This window comes from Curtobacterium sp. SORGH_AS_0776 (assembly GCF_031453355.1).
Taxonomy (GTDB): Bacteria; Actinomycetota; Actinomycetes; order Actinomycetales; family Microbacteriaceae; genus Curtobacterium.
Map to the genome: position 1 here is coordinate 3,332,799 of NZ_JAVIYU010000001.1, position 17,384 is coordinate 3,350,182.

General features: G+C 70.9%; 16 protein-coding genes. 4 read left to right on the top strand and 12 right to left on the bottom strand.

Translation table 11 applies throughout. The features are described 5' to 3' along the window. Nucleotides 1-41: 41 nt before the first annotated feature. The 12 genes from QE359_RS16230 to QE359_RS16285 all read right to left on the bottom strand — a co-directional run bounded on the left by QE359_RS16230 (nucleotide 42) and on the right by QE359_RS16285 (nucleotide 13,038). A complete protein-coding gene (locus tag QE359_RS16230) occupies nucleotides 42-1,706 on the bottom strand; it encodes a phospho-sugar mutase (protein ID WP_309779959.1) in 1,665 nt (554 codons plus the stop codon). Then, nucleotides 1,703-2,542, bottom strand: coding sequence for a purine-nucleoside phosphorylase (locus QE359_RS16235; RefSeq protein WP_070418448.1), 840 nt, complete (start codon nucleotides 2,540-2,542; stop codon nucleotides 1,703-1,705). Before QE359_RS16235 ends, QE359_RS16230 begins: the two co-directional genes overlap by 4 nt. 30 nt (nucleotides 2,543-2,572) lie before the next feature. After that, nucleotides 2,573-2,851, bottom strand: a complete 279-nt coding sequence (locus QE359_RS16240) for a PTS sugar transporter subunit IIB (protein ID WP_070418447.1) — start codon at nucleotides 2,849-2,851, stop codon at nucleotides 2,573-2,575. Then, on the bottom strand, nucleotides 2,848-3,294 hold the full coding sequence (locus QE359_RS16245; RefSeq protein ID WP_070418446.1) for a PTS sugar transporter subunit IIA: 447 nt from the start codon (nucleotides 3,292-3,294) through the stop codon (nucleotides 2,848-2,850). The genes QE359_RS16240 and QE359_RS16245 overlap by 4 nt, the downstream gene beginning before the upstream one ends. A gap of 3 nt (nucleotides 3,295-3,297) precedes the next feature. Continuing rightward, nucleotides 3,298-4,410: an adenosine deaminase gene (locus QE359_RS16250; protein WP_309779961.1), complete on the bottom strand. Its 1,113-nt coding sequence runs from the start codon at nucleotides 4,408-4,410 to the stop codon at nucleotides 3,298-3,300. A gap of 132 nt (nucleotides 4,411-4,542) precedes the next feature. After that, nucleotides 4,543-5,832 carry a thymidine phosphorylase gene (locus QE359_RS16255; protein ID WP_092386459.1) on the bottom strand — a complete coding sequence of 430 codons (1,290 nt, stop codon included), beginning with the start codon at nucleotides 5,830-5,832 and terminating at the stop codon, nucleotides 4,543-4,545. Between the two features lie 5 nt (nucleotides 5,833-5,837). Beyond that, entirely contained in the window at nucleotides 5,838-6,236 is a 399-nt protein-coding gene (locus QE359_RS16260) for a cytidine deaminase (RefSeq protein ID WP_070419511.1), read from the bottom strand. Nucleotides 6,237-6,399: 163 nt separating this feature from the next. Then, nucleotides 6,400-7,689: an ABC transporter permease gene (locus QE359_RS16265; RefSeq protein WP_070418443.1), complete on the bottom strand. Its 1,290-nt coding sequence runs from the start codon at nucleotides 7,687-7,689 to the stop codon at nucleotides 6,400-6,402. Further along, a complete protein-coding gene (locus tag QE359_RS16270; protein WP_396127743.1) occupies nucleotides 7,686-9,044 on the bottom strand; it encodes an ABC transporter permease in 1,359 nt (452 codons plus the stop codon). The genes QE359_RS16265 and QE359_RS16270 overlap by 4 nt, the downstream gene beginning before the upstream one ends. Then, nucleotides 9,041-10,561: an ABC transporter ATP-binding protein gene (locus QE359_RS16275; protein ID WP_309779962.1), complete on the bottom strand. Its 1,521-nt coding sequence runs from the start codon at nucleotides 10,559-10,561 to the stop codon at nucleotides 9,041-9,043. Before QE359_RS16275 ends, QE359_RS16270 begins: the two co-directional genes overlap by 4 nt. A gap of 75 nt (nucleotides 10,562-10,636) precedes the next feature. Next, a complete protein-coding gene (locus QE359_RS16280; protein ID WP_070418441.1) occupies nucleotides 10,637-11,713 on the bottom strand; it encodes a BMP family protein in 1,077 nt (358 codons plus the stop codon). A gap of 209 nt (nucleotides 11,714-11,922) precedes the next feature. Then, the gene (locus tag QE359_RS16285) at nucleotides 11,923-13,038 is read right to left on the bottom strand and encodes a mannose-1-phosphate guanylyltransferase (protein WP_070418440.1); all 1,116 of its coding nucleotides are present in this window, start codon (nucleotides 13,036-13,038) and stop codon (nucleotides 11,923-11,925) included. Nucleotides 13,039-13,294: 256 nt separating this feature from the next. Between QE359_RS16285 and QE359_RS16290 the strand changes: the two genes are divergently transcribed. The 4 genes from QE359_RS16290 to sdhA all read left to right on the top strand — a co-directional run bounded on the left by QE359_RS16290 (nucleotide 13,295) and on the right by sdhA (nucleotide 17,383). Then, on the top strand, nucleotides 13,295-14,533 hold the full coding sequence (locus tag QE359_RS16290) for a glycosyltransferase family 1 protein (RefSeq protein WP_229086419.1): 1,239 nt from the start codon (nucleotides 13,295-13,297) through the stop codon (nucleotides 14,531-14,533). Between the two features lie 78 nt (nucleotides 14,534-14,611). Then, a complete protein-coding gene (gene sdhC, locus QE359_RS16295) occupies nucleotides 14,612-15,061 on the top strand; it encodes a succinate dehydrogenase, cytochrome b556 subunit (protein ID WP_083414140.1) in 450 nt (149 codons plus the stop codon). Nucleotides 15,062-15,072: 11 nt separating this feature from the next. After that, the gene (gene sdhD, locus QE359_RS16300; RefSeq protein ID WP_070418438.1) at nucleotides 15,073-15,519 is read left to right on the top strand and encodes a succinate dehydrogenase, hydrophobic membrane anchor protein; all 447 of its coding nucleotides are present in this window, start codon (nucleotides 15,073-15,075) and stop codon (nucleotides 15,517-15,519) included. 31 nt (nucleotides 15,520-15,550) lie between these two features. Further along, nucleotides 15,551-17,383: a succinate dehydrogenase flavoprotein subunit gene (sdhA, locus tag QE359_RS16305; RefSeq protein WP_309779963.1), complete on the top strand. Its 1,833-nt coding sequence runs from the start codon at nucleotides 15,551-15,553 to the stop codon at nucleotides 17,381-17,383. Nucleotide 17,384: the final 1 nt, after the last annotated feature.

A 17,384-nucleotide genomic window follows, 5' to 3' on the forward strand; every position in this document is an offset into this window, starting at 1 on the left:
CGACGCGCGGCGGGCAAGCCCGGCCGCCGGCGCGGCCGCGCCTACGACACCAGCGGGCGGATGTCGGCGGCGAGGGCGTCGACGAGCGACTGCGCCTCGGCAGGGGTCGCCGCGACGGTGTCGATGTAGACCTTCACCTTCGGCTCGGTCCCGCTCGGGCGGACGATCACGCGGGCGTCACCCGTCAGGTCGTAGCGGAGGATGTCCGACGGCGGGAAGCCCTCGACACCACCGGCGTAGTCCGTCACCGACAGCACCGACAGCCCGCCGAGCGTCGTCGGCGGCGTCGACCGCAGGGACGCCATGATCGAACCGATGCGGGACAGGTCGTCCACCCGGGTCGCCACCTGCCCGGACGCGAACGCCCCGAACTCGGCCGCGAAGGCGTCGAGCTGCCCGGCGATCGACGAGCCCTGGGCGGCCAGGTCCGCGGCGAGGGACAGCAGGGACAGCGCCGCCGAGATGCCGTCCTTGTCGCGGACGACCTCCGGGTCGACCAGGTAGCCGAGCGCTTCCTCGTACCCGAACAGCAGCCCGGGGACGCGGGAGACCCACTTGAAGCCGGTGAGGGTGTCGCGGTACTCCAGCCCGTGCCGCGCCGCGACCCGTGCGAGCGCCGGCGAGGACACGATCGACGCCGCGAGCGTTCCCCGCACACCGTCGTCGGACGCCCGGGCTGCAGCGCGCCACCCGAGGAGCCAGCCGACCTCGTTGCCCGAGAGCCTGCGGAAGGAACCGTCGCCGTCCGGGATCGCCAGCGCCAGCCGATCGGCGTCCGGGTCGTTCGCGATGACGAGGTCCGCACCGACCGCGACCCCGCGGGCGATCGACAGGTCCATCGCCCCCGGTTCCTCAGGGTTCGGGAACGACACCGTCGGGAACGCCCCGTCCGGCTGGATCTGCTCGGGCACGGTCACCGGCACGGCGAACCCGGCCGCCTCGAACACCGCGCGGGCGGTCTCCCACCCGACGCCGTGCATGGCCGTGTAGACGACCTTCGGCTGCGCGTCCGGAGCGAGCCCGGGCGCTGCCACCGTCGCCGCGGTGTCGGACACGTAGGCGTCGAGCAGCTCGGACTTGGCGACGGTGTAGTCGGTGGCACGGGGCAGGTCCGCGATCGAGCCCGCGGCGACGGCGTCGATCGCGGCGGCGATGTCGGCGTCGACGGGCGGGACGATCTGCGACCCCTCGTCGTCCTCGCCGAGGTAGACCTTGTAGCCGTTGTCCCGCGGCGGGTTGTGGCTCGCGGTCACCATCACCCCGGCACCGACGTCGAGGTGCCGCACGGCGAACGCCAGCACGGGCGTGGGGAGCGCCGACGGCAGCAGGGTGACCTCGAGCCCGAGGCCGCGCATGACCTCGGCGGAGTCGCGGGCGAAGACGTCCGAGTTCACCCGGCCGTCGTACCCGATGACGACGCTGCGTCGACGACCGGTGTCGATGAGGAAGCGCGCGAGTCCCGCGGCGGCCTGGGTCACGACGACCCGGTTCATCCGGAGCGGTCCGTACCCGAGCTCGGCGCGGAGGCCTGCGGTGCCGAACGCCAGGCGCCCGGCGAACCGCGCGGCGAGGTCCTGCACGGCGGGACCGTCGCCGGTCGCCGCCGCGTCGATCGCCGCATCGAGCGAGGAACGGGTCACGGGGTCCGGGTCCTGCGCGCTCCAGGCATGAGCCTCGGCGAGCACGCCGTCGACGTCGAGCTTCACGACGCTGAGCCCAGCGCGGTCACCACGCGGGCCAGCAGGTCGGCGATCACCGGCTCGGCCTCGCGCCCGGCCTCGAGCACCTCGGCGTGCGACAGCGGCGTCTTCTGGATGCCGGCGGCGAGGTTCGTGATGAGCGAGAAGCCGAGGACCTCCATGCCGGCCTGCCGCGCCGCGATGGCCTCGAGCGCGGTGGACATGCCGACGATGTGCCCGCCGATGGTCTTCGCCATCTGGACCTCGGCCGGCGTCTCGTAGTGCGGACCGCGGAACTGGGTGTAGACGCCCTCGTCGAGCGAGGGGTCCACGCCGCGAGCGACCGACCGGAGCCGCGCCGAGTACAGGTCGGTGAGGTCGACGAACGTGGCGCCCTCGAGCGGGCTGTCCGCGGTGAGGTTGATGTGGTCGCTGATGAGGACTGGCGTGCCGGGCGTCCAGTGCTCCTTGATGCCCCCGGCACCGTTCGTGAGCACCATGATCGAGGCGCCGGTCGCCGCCGCGGTCCGGACGCTGTGCACGACCCGACGGACCCCATGGCCCTCGTAGTAGTGCGTGCGCGCCCCGATGACCAGCGCGTGCCGGCCGTCGGCGAGACGGATCGAGCGGACCGTACCGGAGTGTCCGGGGACGGCCGAGGCGCTGAAGCCGGGGACCTCGGACGCGGGGATCTCGGACACGGTCTCGCCGATGAGGTCCGCGGCCTTCCCCCACCCGGACCCGAGGGTCAGGGCGATGTCGTGGCGCTCGATGCCGGACTTCGAGGCGATGACCTCGGCGGCGTCACGCGCGACCTCGAACGGGTCGGCGGCGGGGTCGTTCAGCGGGTTCTCCGTGCTCATGCCCCAACTCTAGAGGCCACGGAACCGGCGTCAGTGTTCGCCGAGCGCCCGGTCCACCGCGGCCGTGATCTCGGCCTGGTCGAAGTGGTTCCGGATCACGATGACCTCGGCGTAGGTGGACCCGATCGCCTCGACGAACTCCTGGCTGGTGAGGATCACGTTCGCGTCGTCGGACACCTTCTGCACGGACGCGACGTCGGCCGCCACGACGGACGCGGTCAGCCCGAGCGCCGCGAGGGCCTTCTCGGCGTTCACCTTGAGGATCGCGCTGGAACCGATGCCCGCGCCGCAGATGGTGACGATCTTCATGCCGTGACCCCCATGATCGCGCGGACCTCGTCCGCGGTGGCGGCATCGGCGATCCGACCGGTCACCGAAGCGTCGTTGAACAGGTTCGCGATCTCCCCGATCGACTCGAGATGGGTGCCGACCCCGGCGACCGCGAGCCCGAGCACCACGCGGACCGGATCGTTGTGCGGGTGTCCGAACGACACCGGCGCGTCGAGCGTCACGACGGACAGCCCGTCACGCAGCACCGCGGGCCCCGGCCGGGCGTGCGCGAACGCCAGCCCGGGCGAGATGACGATGTACGGCCCGTGTTCCTCGACCAGGCCGATCATGGCGTCGGTGTACGGCTCGGTGGCCGCTCCCGACGACACGAGGGCACCGCCGGCCAGCCGGAGCGCGTCGCGCCACGAGGACGCGGTCGCCCCGAGCACGACGGCGGAGTCCGGCAGCGGCGGCAGTGGCATGCGTCAGGCCTCCTGGTGGCCGGCCGTGATGGTGGCGATGATCTCTTCGCGGTCCTCGAGCGGCAGGAACGAGCCGAGGGCCGCGTTGATCTGGAACGCCGCGAGGTCGTCGAGGTCGTAGCCGAACGTGCCCGCCAGCAGCGCGAGCTCCTTCGAGAGCGAGGTGTCGCTCATCAGGCGGTTGTCGGTGTTCACCGTGACCCGGAAGCCGAGCTGGTAGAGCACGTCGAAGGGGTGGTCGGCGAGGTCGTCGCCCCACGCCGCGACGGCCCCGGTCTGCAGGTTCGACGACGGCGAGACCTCGAGCGGGATCTCACGGTCGCGCACCCACGAGGCGACCTCGCCGAGGGAGGCGAGCGTCGAGCCGTCACCGGCGTCGGACAGGACGACGTCCTCGAAGAGACGGACGCCGTGGCCGAGGCGCAGTGCCCGCCCGTCGACGAGCGCGGAGCGGATCGAGGCGAGCCCGTCGGCCTCGCCCGCGTGCACCGTCACGGGGAAGAGCTCGGACGCGAGGTAGTCGAACGCCGCACGGTGGTTCGAGGGCGGGAATCCGGCCTCGGCCCCGGCGATGTCGAAGCCGACCACGCCGGCGTCGCGGTGCCGGACGGCGAGCTCGGCGATCTCGAGTGCGCGGTCCGCGTGGCGCATCGCCGTGACGAGCTGGCCGACGCGGATGCTGCCGCCGGCGGCGTCGACCGCTTCCTCGATACCGGCCTGCACGGCCTCGACCGCCTGGTCGAGCGTGAGCCCGCCCTGCAGGTGCTGCTCGGGCGCCCAGCGGACCTCGCCGTAGACGACGCCGTCGGCGACCAGGTCCTCGACGAACTCCTTCGCGATGCGGTGCAGCTGCGGCGCCGTCTGCATCACCGAGGTCGTGACGTCGAAGGTCTTCAGGTACTCGACGAGTGAGCCGGAGTTCGACTGGTCCGCGAACCACGCACCGAGCGCCACGGCGTCGGTGGTCGGCAGCGCCACGCCGGCCTCGGCAGCCAGCTCGACGATCGTCGCCGGACGCAGACCACCGTCGAGGTGGTCGTGCAGCGAGACCTTGGGCAGGTCGTTGATGACCGCTCCGGCGTCGGGCAGGCGGTAGGTCGTGGCGTCGGAGCTCATGCCCCCAGGCTATCGGTGGTCACCGACCCCGCGCAGGCACCTGTGCACAACAGACGACGGGACCCACTGGAGGCTCTCCACAGCCGGGCAGGCAGCCGCAGCCCGGCCGGTGGCCGGTCCCACGGCCCGGGTTCAGCCCGCGATGCGCTCGCGAACGATCGGCCCACGCCGAGGCGCCTCGGTGCCGATCGACCACGCACCCTCGAGCGACTCGAGCGCCCGCGGGATCCGCGACGCGTCGTCGGTGTGCAGCGTCCAGAGCGGCTGCCCCGCGGCGACGGTGTCACCGGGCTTGACGTGCAGCTCGATGCCCGCCCCGGCCTGCACCGGGTCCTGCGCGCGCGCACGGCCGGCACCCAGGCGCCAGGCCGAGACGCCGAAGGGCAGGGCGTCCTGCTGCGCGAGCACGCCCGACGACGGCGCGGTGACGACGTGCTGCTCGCGGGCGACCGGCAACGCGGCTGCGGGGTCCCCGCCCTGCGCCTGGATCATCCGCCGCCAGGTGTCCATCGCTCGGCCGTCGGCCAGTGCGGCGGCCGGGTCGGCGTCCGGCAGCCCGGCCAGCGTGAGCATCTCGGTCGCCAGCGCCACGGTCAGCGCGACGACGTCGGCTGGACCCCCGCCCGCCAACACGTCGACCGACTCCCGCACCTCGAGCGCGTTGCCGATCGTCAGCCCGAGCGGGACCTCCATGTCGGTCAGCAGCGCCGAGGTCTTCACCCCGGCGTCGTTCCCGAGGTCGACCATCGTCTGCGCGAGCTCGCGCGACGCCTCGTACGAGGGCATGAACGCCCCCGACCCGAACTTCACGTCGAGCACGAGCGCACCCGTGCCCTCGGCGATCTTCTTCGACATGATGCTCGACGCGATGAGTGGGATGCTCTCGACGGTGCCGGTGATGTCCCGCAGGGCGTAGAGCTTCTTGTCGGCCGGAGCCAGGCCGGTACCGGCGGCGCAGATGACCGCACCCACGTCGGTCAGCACCTCGAGGAGACGGTCGTTCGACAGCGCCGCCTGCCACCCGGGGATGGACTCGAGCTTGTCGAGCGTGCCGCCGGTGTGCCCGAGCCCGCGGCCCGACAGCTGGGGTACCGCGACCCCGAACGACGCCACGAGGGGCGCCAACGGCAGCGTGATCTTGTCGCCGACGCCACCGGTCGAGTGCTTGTCGACCGTCGTCTTGCCGAGCGACGAGAACGACATCCGCTCCCCCGACGCGATCATCGCGAGGGTGAGGTCCTTGATCTCGCGGCGCTCCATCCCGTTCAGGAAGATCGCCATCGCCATCGCCGCCATCTGCGGGTCCTCGACGTAGCCGCGCGTGTAGGCGTCGACGAGCCAGTCGACCTCGGCGGTGCTCAGGGCGCCCCCGGAGCGCTTCGTGCGGATGAGGTCGACGGTGTCGAACGGCTCGACGGCCATGTGGATCAGTGCTCCTGCTGGTAGGTGGCGAGGGTCCGCGGCCCGAAGGCGTCCGGCAGGACCTCGTCGATGGTGCGGATGCCGGAGACGGTCTCGAGCAGCATGCCCTCGGTGGAGTGCTCGAAGAGCAGCTGACGGCACCGGCCGCACGGCATCAGGGTCGCCCCGTCACCGTCGACGCACGTGAACGCGACGAGCTTGCCGCCGCCGGTCATGTGCAGCTGCGAGACGAGCGAGCACTCCGCGCAGAGCGTCACCCCGTAGGACGCGTTCTCGACGTTGCAGCCGGAGACGATCCGGCCGTCGTCGGTGAGCGCCGCGGCGCCCACCGGGAACGACGAGTACGGCGCGTAGGCGTGGCCCATCGCGGCCGTCGCGGCGGTCCGCAGGGCGGTCCAGTCCACGTCGGACGGGAGGCGCGGCTCGGCCCCCGTCCCGTCGCCGGCGGTCCGGCCGCCGCGCCCGTCCAGGGCCGTGGCCGGGTCCGCCCAGGCGGTCGCGTCGGTGGACGCCACCCCGTCGTCGCCCGCAGCGTGCGTGTCGGTCATGTGCCGTGCCTCCTGGCCGTCAGCTCTTGATGTACGGCTTGCCGGACGCGGCCGGCCCACGCGACTGCCCGACCAGGCCGGCCACCGCGAAGATCGTCACCACGTACGGGAGCATGAGCAGGAACTCGCTCGGCACGGGCGAGTTGATCGCGCCGAGGGTGTTCTGCAGGTTCGACGCGAAGCCGAACAGCAGCGCCGCGAACGTCGCCTTGATCGGGTCCCAGCGACCGAAGATGACCGCCGCGAGCGCGATGTAGCCCGCGCCGGCGGTCATGTCCTTGGTGAACGGGCCGACCGCGTCGAGCGTGAAGTACGCGCCGCCGAGGCCCGCGATCGCTCCGGCGAGGGACACGTTCCAGAACCGGGTCCCGGTGACGTTGATGCCCACCGTGTCCGCCGCCTGCGGGTGCTCGCCGACCGCGCGGAGGCGCAGGCCCCAGCGGGTCTTGAAGAGCCCGAACGTCACGACCGCGACCGCCACGTAGGCCAGGTAGACCGTGACCCGCTGCTCGAAGAACACCGGACCGATGACCGGGATCTGGTGCAGGACCGGGATCGGGATGATCGGGAACCGGACGCCGACGTTGAGCGTGGTCTCGTTCGGCGAGAGCACCTGCGAGTACAGGAAGCCGGTCAGGCCGGAGATGAAGGCGTTGATGACGACACCGACGATCACCTGGTCGACGAGGTACTTGATGCTGAACGCCGCGAGGATGAACGACACGAGCGTGCCCGCGACGAGCGCCGCGACGAGGCCGACCCAGGGCGAGCCGGTGATGGACGCGACCATGGCGGAGCTGAACGCACCGGCGAGGAACTGTCCCTCGATCGCGATGTTCACGACACCGACGCGCTCGGAGATGACGCCGCCGAGGGCACCGAACACCAGCGGGACGCTGAGGCTCAGCGCGCCGAGCAGCAGGCCGGGGATCGGCAGGGACTTGCCGGCGGCCGCCCACGTCAGGAACCCGATGACGAACACCACGGCGAACACCGCGGTGACCCACATCGGCACGCGGCGCACCGCACGGGTCTCGACGACCGCGTAGACGGTGAGGATCGCGAGCAGCACGACCACGACGATCCCGGTGCCCACGGCCGGCAGCGGCACGTCGGGCAGGGCGAAGAAGTCGCCGCTGTTGGCGAGGCGGAACGTGGTCGTCCCGGTGCGGGGCAGCAGCGCGAAGAGCACGAGGGCGATCAGCGTGAAGACGCCGTACCCGATCGCGAGCTTCCAGCTGCGGGTGGTCTCGACCGGACGGCCGGCGACCGGCGACGCGCTGGGCGCGGTGGGGCTGAGGGTGCTCACGCGGCGACCGCCTTCTTGCTGTTCTTCGTGGAGACGCGTCGACGAGCACCCGGCTGCGGGATCCGGAAGATCGCGCGGACGAGCGGCGGCGCCGCGATGAAGAGGACGATGAGGGCCTGGATGACGCCCACGATGTCGATCGGGATGCCGTTCGCGGCCTGCATGGCGTAGCCGCCGTTCTTCAGCACGCCGAACAGGATCGCGGCCCAGAACACGCCCCACGGCTTCGACCGGCCGAGCAGCGCCACGGTGATGGCGTCGAACCCGATGCCGGCGTCGATGCCGGAGGTGAACCCGGTCGTGACCGCGCCCTGCACCTGGTACGCGCCGGCGATGCCGACGAGGGCACCGGAGATGACGAGGACCCAGATGGTCAGGGACGGCACGCTCATGCCGGCCACGCGGGCGGCACGCGGGTTCTCACCGATGGTGCGGAAGCGGAAGCCGAGCGAGGACTTGTTCACGAGCCACCACACGACGACGACCGCGATGATCGCGACGACGAAGCCGAGGTCCACGCCGTAGCGCGCCCCGAACAGCGGCGGGAGCACCGCGCTGTCCTTCGTCGCGGGCGAGATCGGGTTCGGGCTGCCCGGCGCCTGCAGCAGGCCCGGCGTGCGGAGCAGGTAGCTCACGAGGTACAGCGCGACGTAGTTGAGCATGATCGTGAGGACGACCTCGTTGGCACCCGTCCGCGCCTTGAGGACGCCGACGATCCCGGCCCACACCGCGCCACCGACGATGCCGGCGACGATCGTGAGCGGGATGTGGATCGCCGCGGGGCCGTCGAACGAGAAGCCGACCCAGCCGGCCGCCGCGGCGCCCATCAGGATCTGGCCCTGGCCGCCGATGTTGAACAGGCCGGCGCGGAACGACAGCGCGATGCCGAGACCGGCCGCGATGAGCGGCACGGCGTAGTCGATCGAGCGGGTCAGCGGCACGATGGCCTGCTGGAAGCTCGACGCGCCGAAGTTGACGACGGACCCCTCGAACAGCGACGCGTACGCGCCGCCGACCGCGGTGCCGATCGCCCGGAAGGTGTCGGCCGGACGCGCGAAGAAGTACCCGGCGGCCGAGCGGACGTTCTCGTCGGTGATGGCGATGAGGATGCCGCAGGCGACGAGGGCGAGCACGACGGCGAGGACCGTGACGAGGGCAGAGCCGTTGACGATGCCCTGCAGTGCGGCCTGCCAGCGGTCGCCGCCCTGGCGTCGCTCGGTGTCCTCGGCGGAGTCCGTCATGAGGTGCGGGGTGGACTCGACGTCCTGCAGGCGGTCGTCGGTCAGCGGTGCGTCCGGCTGCGTGTCGGCCGTCGGCTGGGCATCCGGCTGCGTGTTGTCTGGCGTGTTGCTCACGCTGCCAGCTCCGTTCCTTCTGGGAGTTCCCCGGCCATCATCAGGCCGAGGACGTCGCGCGGGGTGTCCGCGGGGACGATGCCGACGATCCCGCCGCGGTACATCACGGCGATCCGGTCGGCGAGTGCCACGACCTCGTCGAGCTCCGTGGAGACGACGATGACCGGGACCCCGGTGTCGCGCGTGGCGACGATGCGCTTGTGCACGAACTCGATCGACCCGACGTCGATGCCGCGGGTCGGTTGCGCCGCGACGAAGAGGCGCAGGTCGCGGCTCAGCTCGCGGGCGAGGACGATCTTCTGCTGGTTGCCGCCGGACAGCCGGCCGGCCGCGGTGGTGCGGCTCGGCGTGCGGATGTCGAACTCGGCGATCTTCTCGTCGGCGAACGCGTCGCGCTCCGCCGATCGGATCGTGCCGGCGCGGACGAACTCGGCGTGGTCGGCACGGTCGAGCATGAGGTTCTCGGCGATGGTGAACTCGCCGACGAGCCCGTCTTCCTTCCGGTCCTCCGGGACGAAGCCGACGCCGGCGTCGAGGATCTGCTTGACGGTGCGGCCGGTGAGCTCGCGCCCGTCGAGCGTGACGTGGCCGGCGTGCACCGGCTCGAGGCCGAGGATCGCCTCGGTCAGCTCGGTCTGCCCGTTGCCCTGCACCCCGGCGATGGCGAGGACCTCGCCGCGCCGGACCGTGAACGAGACGTCGTCGACGAGGACGATGCCGGACGGGTCGGTGACGGTCAGCCCGTCGACGACGAGGGCGTCCTCTCCACCGGTCGCTGGTGCCTTGTCGACGACGAGGGAGACAGCACGGCCGACCATGAGCGCCGCGAGCTCGTTGTTCGTCGCGGTGGGCGATGCCTCGCCGACGACCTTGCCGAGGCGGATCACGGTGATGCGGTCGGCGACCTCGCGGACCTCGCGCAGCTTGTGGGTGATGAACACGATCGCGGTGCCGGCCGCACGGAGCTGGCGCATGATGCCCATCAGCTCGTCGGTCTCCTGCGGGGTGAGGACGGCCGTCGGCTCGTCGAACACCAGGACCGAGGCGTCGCGGGACAGCGCCTTGATGATCTCGACCCGCTGCTGGACACCGACGGGGAGGTCCTCGACCTTGGCGTCCGGGTCGACGTCGAACCCGAAGCGCTCGGAGATCTCCCGCACGCGCTTGCGGGCGCCGGCGAGGTCGAGCCGGCCGCCGAACGCGGTCTGCTCCTGGCCGAGCATGACGTTCTCGGCGACGGTGAAGACGGGGACCAGCATGAAGTGCTGGTGCACCATGCCGATGCCGGAACGCATGGCGTCACCGGGTCCGTCGAAGTCCTGGACGACGTCGTCGAGGAGGATCTCGCCTTCGTCCGCCTGGTACAGGCCGTACAGGACGTTCATCAGGGTCGACTTGCCGGCGCCGTTCTCCCCGAGGAGACAGTGGACCTCACCGGGCTCGACGGTGAGCGAGATGTGGTCGTTGGCGACGAGGGGGCCGAACCGCTTCGTGATGCCGCGGAGTTCGAGCTTCATGTTCTCTGGGTCTGTTTCTGTGATCGACGCACGGAAACGCGGGCGAGGGAGGTTCCCCCGCCCGCGTTCACCGGACTACTTGACGGTCGCCTTGGTCTCGACCTTGATCGAGCCGTCGATGATGCCCGACTTGATGGTGTCGAGCTCCTTCTCGAGGCCGCTGTCGACCTTGTCGGCGTAGTCGTGGAACGGCGCGATGCCGACGCCGTCGTTCTTCAGCGTGCCGACGTACGGCTCGTTGGAGTACTTCTTGTCGGCGGCCTGCTCGACGACGTCCTTGACGGCGGGGCGCATGCCCTTCTCGACGGACGTGAACGCGATGTCCTTGTAGCGCGGGTCGGCCTCGTAGAGGTCGCTGTCCGCACCGATCAGCACGGAACCGTTGTTCGCGTCCTTGATGGCCTCGGCTGCCGACTGGTAGATCGGGCCACCGACGGGCAGGATCACGTCGGCGTCCTGGTCGATCAGGGTCTGCGCGACGGCCTTGGCCTGCGTGCCGGCCTCGAAGCCGCCCGTGAAGGAGCCCTTCTGGCTGTCGACGTCCCAGCCGACGACCTTGACGTCCTTCGACTTCTGCTCGTTGTAGTACTTCACGCCGTCCGCGAAGCCGTCCATGAAGATGGTGACGGTCGGGATCTGCATGCCGCCGAAGGTGCCGACGACGCCGCTCTTCGAGTACGAGGCGGCCGCGTAGCCGGCGAGGAACGCCGCCTGCGAGGTGTCGAAGGTGATCGGCTTGACGTTCTTCGCGTCGATCGAGTTGTCGTCGATGATCGCGAAGTCGGTGTCGGGGTTCGCCGCGGCCTGCTTCTTCGTGGCGTCGGCGAGGTTGAAGCCGACGGTGACGATGAGGTTGCAGTTCTGGCCGATGAGCTGCTCGATGTTCGAGTCGTAGACGGTGGCGTCCTTGGACTCGGCCGACTTGTAGGTGGCACCGAGGTCGGACGCGGCGTCCTTCATGCCCTCGAACCCGAGCTGGTTGAACGACTTGTCGTCGAAGCCACCGGCGTCGGAGACCATGCAGGGGCGGAAGCTGGTCTTGTTGTCGCCGGACGCGGTGTCGGACGGGGCGGCCGAGCAACCGGCGAGGACGGCGACGGTACCGGCGAGCGCGAGGGAGCTCAGCAGGACCTGACGGGTACGAGATGTCACGGGTGGGTTCCTCCGGGGAGCGTGCCCGGACCACGTGCGTTCCGGGCGATCGTGGCGACAGTACACGACCGCCCGGCCGGTACAGAACGCCCCTGAGGGACTCCTGGGATCAGTTACGGGATCGCGACCGCGCCGAAACGCGCCCGTAACGCGAAGTCACGGTTCTGCCCCCAGTTCGGGGGACGTCAAGCGCTTTTCGTGGTGGAGCGCTACAGGACGTCGCCGCGGCCGCTGATCTTCAGTGCATCCACCACACCCTTGACGCGCTGCGCGTTCGCACTGGTGGTCACGAGCAGGGCGTCGGGGGTGTCCACGACGACGATGTCCTCGACGCCGATGAGCGAGATGAGCCGCTGGCTGTGCGAGACGACGATGCCGCTCGACGAGTCCGCGAGGATGCGAGCACCGTCCCCGAGCACCGCGAGGTTGTTCGCGCGGCCGCCGGACTGCAGCTTCGCGAGCGAGGCGAAGTCGCCGACGTCGTCCCAGTCGAAGTCGCCGGGGATGACCGCCATGCGCCCTGCGGCGGCGGCGGGCTCGGCCACCGTGTAGTCGATGGCGATCTTCTCGAGGTTCGGCCACACCGCGTCCACGACGGCACCACGGGCCGAGGTGTCCCACGCGTCGGCGAGCTCCTCGATGCCGGCGAGCAGCTCGGGCTTCGTCCGGCCGATCTCGGCGAGCAGCACGTCGGCGCGGGCGATGAACATGCCCGCGTTCCAGAGGTAGGTGCCCTGCTCGACGTACGAGCGCGCGGTGTCGAGGTCGGGCTTCTCGACGAAGGAGCGCACCGCGTGGGCGGTCGGGGCGCCCTCGATGCCGATCGGGTCGTCGTGCGCGTGGATGTAGCCGAAGCCGATCGCCGGCTCGGTGGGCGTGATGCCGATCGTCGTGATGTAGCCGGCGCGTGCGGCGACGACCGCTTCGCGGACCGACCGGCGGAAGCCCCGGGCGTCACCGATGACGTGGTCGGCCGCGAAGGAGCCGATGACGACGTCCGGCTCGCGGCGGCGCAGGATCGCCGCGGCGAGGCCGATGGCCGCCGTGGAGTCCTTCGGCTCGCTCTCGAGCACGACGTTGTGGTCCTCGACGCCGGGGAGCTGCGACTCGACGGCGACCCGGTGCGCACGGCCGGTGACGACCATGATCCGCTGCTCGCCGGCCAGGGGCGCGAGGCGGTCCCACGTCTGCCGGAGCAGCGAGGTGCCGGACCCGGTCAGGTCGTGCAGGAACTTGGGCGCGTCGGCACGCGACAACGGCCAGAGCCGCGATCCGATGCCCCCGGCGGGGATGATCGCGTAGAAGTCCTCGAGTGCGTCTGCCACGTGCTCACCGTACCGGTGCGGCCGGGCGCGACCTGGGTGGTTCCCGCACGCTTCCCGCACGCACGCGGTGCGGGAGTCCGCACACGGCCACCGCAGCCGGCCCGCCGGTCGTGCGCCGCGCCTCCAGTCCGTTCGTCCACCACCCGCGGACGCGACCGTCCACCGCACGCGGACGCGGCTGTTCACCGCCTGCGTGCCGGGCGTTCACGTCGGCGGCCCCGCGGGGACACGCCGTGCGCGGAGCATGGACACCGCCATGAACGCACGCAGCGTGGAGCGCGGCACGTCCCAACGGACCGTCGCCGTCGTGACCGAGAGCTTCCTGCCCACCCTCAACGGCGTCACCACCAGCGTCCTCGCGGTGCTGGACCACCTGGAACGCCGCGGTCACCGCGCGGTCGTCATCGCGCCGGACACCCCCGGCATCGCGCAGTTCCGCTCGCGGACCGCGGTGGAGCGGTACCGCTCCTTCGACGTCCACCGGGTCCCGGCCGTGGCGTACCGCCAGTTCCCGGTCGCGCTCCCCCACCCGGTGCTCGACACGATCCTCGCCGCCTCCGGCGCCGACGTGCTCCACGCCGCGAGTCCGTTCCTGCTGGGTGGGCGCGCGATCACGGCGGCCGGGAGGCTCGGCATCCCCTCCGTCGCCGTCTTCCAGACCGACGTGGCCGGGTTCGCCCGCCGCAACGGCCTGACCGCGACCGTCCCGTTGGTGCGGAAGATCCTCGGACGCATCCACGCCGGAGCCTCGCTGACGCTCGCGCCGTCGAGCGCGACCGCGGCGATGCTCGCCGAGGACGGCGTCCCCCGCGTCGCGCGCTGGGGCCGCGGCGTCGACACCGAGCTGTTCCACCCCGCGCGCCGCTCGTCGGCGCACGTGCGGGCGCTCCGGCGGCGGATCGCCCCGCGCGGCGAGACCATCGTCGGGTACGTCGGGCGGCTCGCGCCCGAGAAGGAGGTCGAGCGGCTCGCGGAGCTCGGCGGCATCCCCGGGATCCGGATCGTGGTCGCGGGCGGTGGTCCCTCCCGGGCCGCGCTCGAACGGCGCCTCCGCCACCTGGACGTCACGTTCACCGGTCCGCTCCGCGGGGACGCGCTCGCGGACGCCTACGCGGCCCTGGACCTGTTCGTCCACACGGGACCGGCGGAGACCTTCGGCCAGACCTTACAGGAGGCGCACGCCAGCGGGCTGCCGGTCGTCGCGCCGAGCGCCGGCGGGCCGCTCGACCTCGTCGCACCGGGACTCGACGGCGAGCTGTACGACCCGGACGAGCCACAGGCCCTGCGTCGAGCCGTCCTCGCCCTGCACCACGACCGCGCCCTGGCCGAGCGGATGGGCTCCGCCGGGCGGCTCCGGGTCGAGGGGACGACGTGGGAGGCGATCGGCGACGAACTGCTCGACCACCACGACACGGCCCGCACGATCGGCGCGCCGCCCGCCACGACTCGGGGTGCCCGGACCGGTTGGCACGAGAAGGTCAGCGCACGCGCATAGGATGGGTCGTGTTCCACACGAACACGAACGGCAAGGGCTCGCCGATCGGGCGAGCCCGTCCTATGGGAGGACGAGCTCATGGCCGAGCAGACCGCAGGGGGTACGGCGACCGCCGCACCCCAGGTGACGATCGAGGCGCCGCGCGCTTCTCGGACACCGCAGGGAACGCTCTACCGGGGGTCCACCGGCATGTGGTCCTGGGTCCTGCACCGCATCACCGGTGTGGCGATCTACTTCTTCCTGCTCGTGCACATCCTCGACACCGCCCTCGTGCGGCTCTCCCCCGAGGCGTACAACGCGGTCATCGGCACGTACAAGACGCCGATCATGAACCTCGGTGAGATCGCGCTCGTGATGGCCATCGTCTTCCACGCGTTCAACGGGCTCCGGATCATCCTCATCGACTTCTGGTCGAAGGGCCCGAAGTACCAGCGGGCGATGTTCTGGATCGTGATCGTCCTCTGGGCGATCGCCATCGCCGGCTTCCTGCCGCGCCAGCTCATGAACCTCGTCGCGGACTTCAACTAGGGGGCATCCGGATGACCACGCAGACCATCGAGCCCCCGCGCTCGGCAGCAGCAGCCCGCCGCTCCACCAACTGGGAGAAGTGGGGCTGGATCTACATGCGCGGCTCGGGCGTCCTGCTCGTCGTGCTGATCTTCGGGCACCTCTTCGTCAACATGGTGGCGGGCGAGGGCGTCAAGCAGATCGACTTCGCGTTCGTCGCCGGCAAGTGGGCGTCGCCGTTCTGGCAGGTGTGGGACTCGCTCATGCTCGTCCTCGCGCTGATCCACGGTTCGAACGGCATGCGGACGATCGTCAACGACTACGTGTCGAAGCCGGGCATCCGCAAGACCCTGCTCGTCGCGATCCTCATCGCCTGCGTCGTGCTCATCGTGCTCGGCCTGCTCGTGTGCTGGACGTTCGACCCGTGCCCCGCCGGCGCAGCCGCCGCGGACCTGCCGTCGTTCTGCCCGGCCCAGTAGCCGCAGCACGCGTCCTCGACCTCGCCGCCGCATGCCCCTGCCGGCGCGGCACCACTCCGGAAAGGCCCCAGTGACCGAGACCACCGTTCACCACCACCAGTTCGACATCGTCATCATCGGCGCGGGCGGTGCCGGCATGCGTGCCGCCATCGAGGCCGGCCCGAAGGCGAAGACGGCCGTCATCTCGAAGCTGTACCCGACGCGTTCGCACACCGGTGCGGCGCAGGGCGGGATGGCCGCGGCGCTCGCGAACGTCGAAGAGGACTCGTGGGAGTGGCACACCTTCGACACGATCAAGGGCGGCGACTACCTGGTCGACCAGGACGCCGCCGAGATCCTCGCGAAGGAAGCCATCGACGCGGTCATCGACCTCGAGAACATGGGGCTGCCGTTCAACCGCACGCCCGAGGGCAAGATCGACCAGCGGCGCTTCGGCGGTCACACCCGCGACCACGGCAAGTCCCCCGTCCGCCGGGCCTGCTACGCCGCGGACCGCACGGGCCACATGATCCTGCAGACGCTGTTCCAGAACTGCGTGAAGCTCGGCGTGAACTTCTTCAACGAGTTCTACGCGCTCGACCTCATCATGGTCGACGTCGTCGGCGAGGACGGCGTCACCCGCAAGCAGCCCGCCGGTGTGGTGGCGTACGAGCTCGCGACCGGTGACCTCCACGTCTTCCACGCCAAGGCGATGATCTTCGCCACCGGTGGCTTCGGCAAGATGTACAAGACCACCTCGAACGCGCACACCCTGACCGGCGACGGCGTCGGGATCGTCTGGCGCACCGGCCTCCCGCTCGAGGACATGGAGTTCTTCCAGTTCCACCCGACCGGGCTCGCCGGCCTCGGCATCCTCCTCACCGAGGGCGCCCGCGGTGAGGGCGCGATCCTCCGCAACGCCTCGGGTGAGCGGTTCATGGAGCGCTACGCCCCCACCATCAAGGACCTCGCCCCGCGTGACATCGTCGCCCGGTGCATGGTGCAAGAGGTCGCCGAGGGCCGTGGCGCGGGGCCGAACAAGGACTACGTGCTGCTCGACTGCACGCACCTCGGGGCAGAGGTGCTCGAGACCAAGCTCCCCGACATCACCGAGTTCGCGCGCACCTACCTCGGTGTCGACCCGGTCGTCGAGCCGGTGCCCGTCATGCCGACGGCGCACTACGCGATGGGCGGCATCCCGACCAACACCGACGCCGAGGTCCTGTACGACAACACCACGGTCGTCCCCGGGCTCTACGCCGCCGGCGAGTGCGCCTGCGTGTCCGTCCACGGTTCGAACCGCCTCGGCACCAACTCGCTGCTCGACATCAACGTCTTCGGCAAGCGCTCGGGCAACAACGCGGCCGAGTGGGTCAAGACCGCCGAGTTCCTCCCCCTGCCCGAGGACCCGGCCGCCGGCGTCCGCGACATGCTCGCGCAGCTCCGTGCCTCGACCGGCACCGAGCGCATCGCCGTGCTCCGCAAGGAACTGCAGGACGAGATGGACAAGAACGCGCAGGTGTTCCGCACCGACGAGTCGCTCGCCCGCGTCACCGAGACCATCCACACGCTCCGGAACCGCTTCCTGCAGGTCTCCGTGCAGGACAAGGGCAAGCGGTTCAACACCGACCTGCTCGAGGCCGTCGAGCTCGGGTTCCTGCTCGACCTCGCCGAGGTCGTCGTGTACTCCGCCCGGAACCGCAAGGAGTCCCGCGGCGGCCACATGCGCGACGACTACCCGAAGCGCGACGACGAGAACTACATGCAGCACACCATGGCGTACCTGACGGGCGACCCGCACTCGTCACTCGCCGACGACCACATCACCCTCGACTGGAAGCCAGTCGTCGTGACGCGGTACCAGCCGATGGAGAGGAAGTACTGAG

What these genes read in the sequence shown, in the direction of transcription:
- QE359_RS16275 (WP_309779962.1), bottom strand. Translation starts at nt 10,561, where the DNA reads ATGAAGCTCGAACTCCGCGGCATCACGAAGCGGTTCGGCCCCCTCGTC.
- QE359_RS16290 (WP_229086419.1), top strand. Translation starts at nt 13,295, where the DNA reads ATGAACGCACGCAGCGTGGAGCGCGGCACGTCCCAACGGACCGTCGCC.
- QE359_RS16255 (WP_092386459.1), bottom strand. Translation starts at nt 5,832, where the DNA reads ATGGCCGTCGAGCCGTTCGACACCGTCGACCTCATCCGCACGAAGCGC.
- QE359_RS16235 (WP_070418448.1), bottom strand. Translation starts at nt 2,542, where the DNA reads ATGAGCACGGAGAACCCGCTGAACGACCCCGCCGCCGACCCGTTCGAG.
- sdhC (WP_083414140.1), top strand. Translation starts at nt 14,612, where the DNA reads ATGGCCGAGCAGACCGCAGGGGGTACGGCGACCGCCGCACCCCAGGTG.
- QE359_RS16250 (WP_309779961.1), bottom strand. Translation starts at nt 4,410, where the DNA reads ATGAGCTCCGACGCCACGACCTACCGCCTGCCCGACGCCGGAGCGGTC.
- sdhA (WP_309779963.1), top strand. Translation starts at nt 15,551, where the DNA reads ATGCCCCTGCCGGCGCGGCACCACTCCGGAAAGGCCCCAGTGACCGAG.
- sdhD (WP_070418438.1), top strand. Translation starts at nt 15,073, where the DNA reads ATGACCACGCAGACCATCGAGCCCCCGCGCTCGGCAGCAGCAGCCCGC.
- QE359_RS16240 (WP_070418447.1), bottom strand. Translation starts at nt 2,851, where the DNA reads ATGAAGATCGTCACCATCTGCGGCGCGGGCATCGGTTCCAGCGCGATC.
- QE359_RS16245 (WP_070418446.1), bottom strand. Translation starts at nt 3,294, where the DNA reads ATGCCACTGCCGCCGCTGCCGGACTCCGCCGTCGTGCTCGGGGCGACC.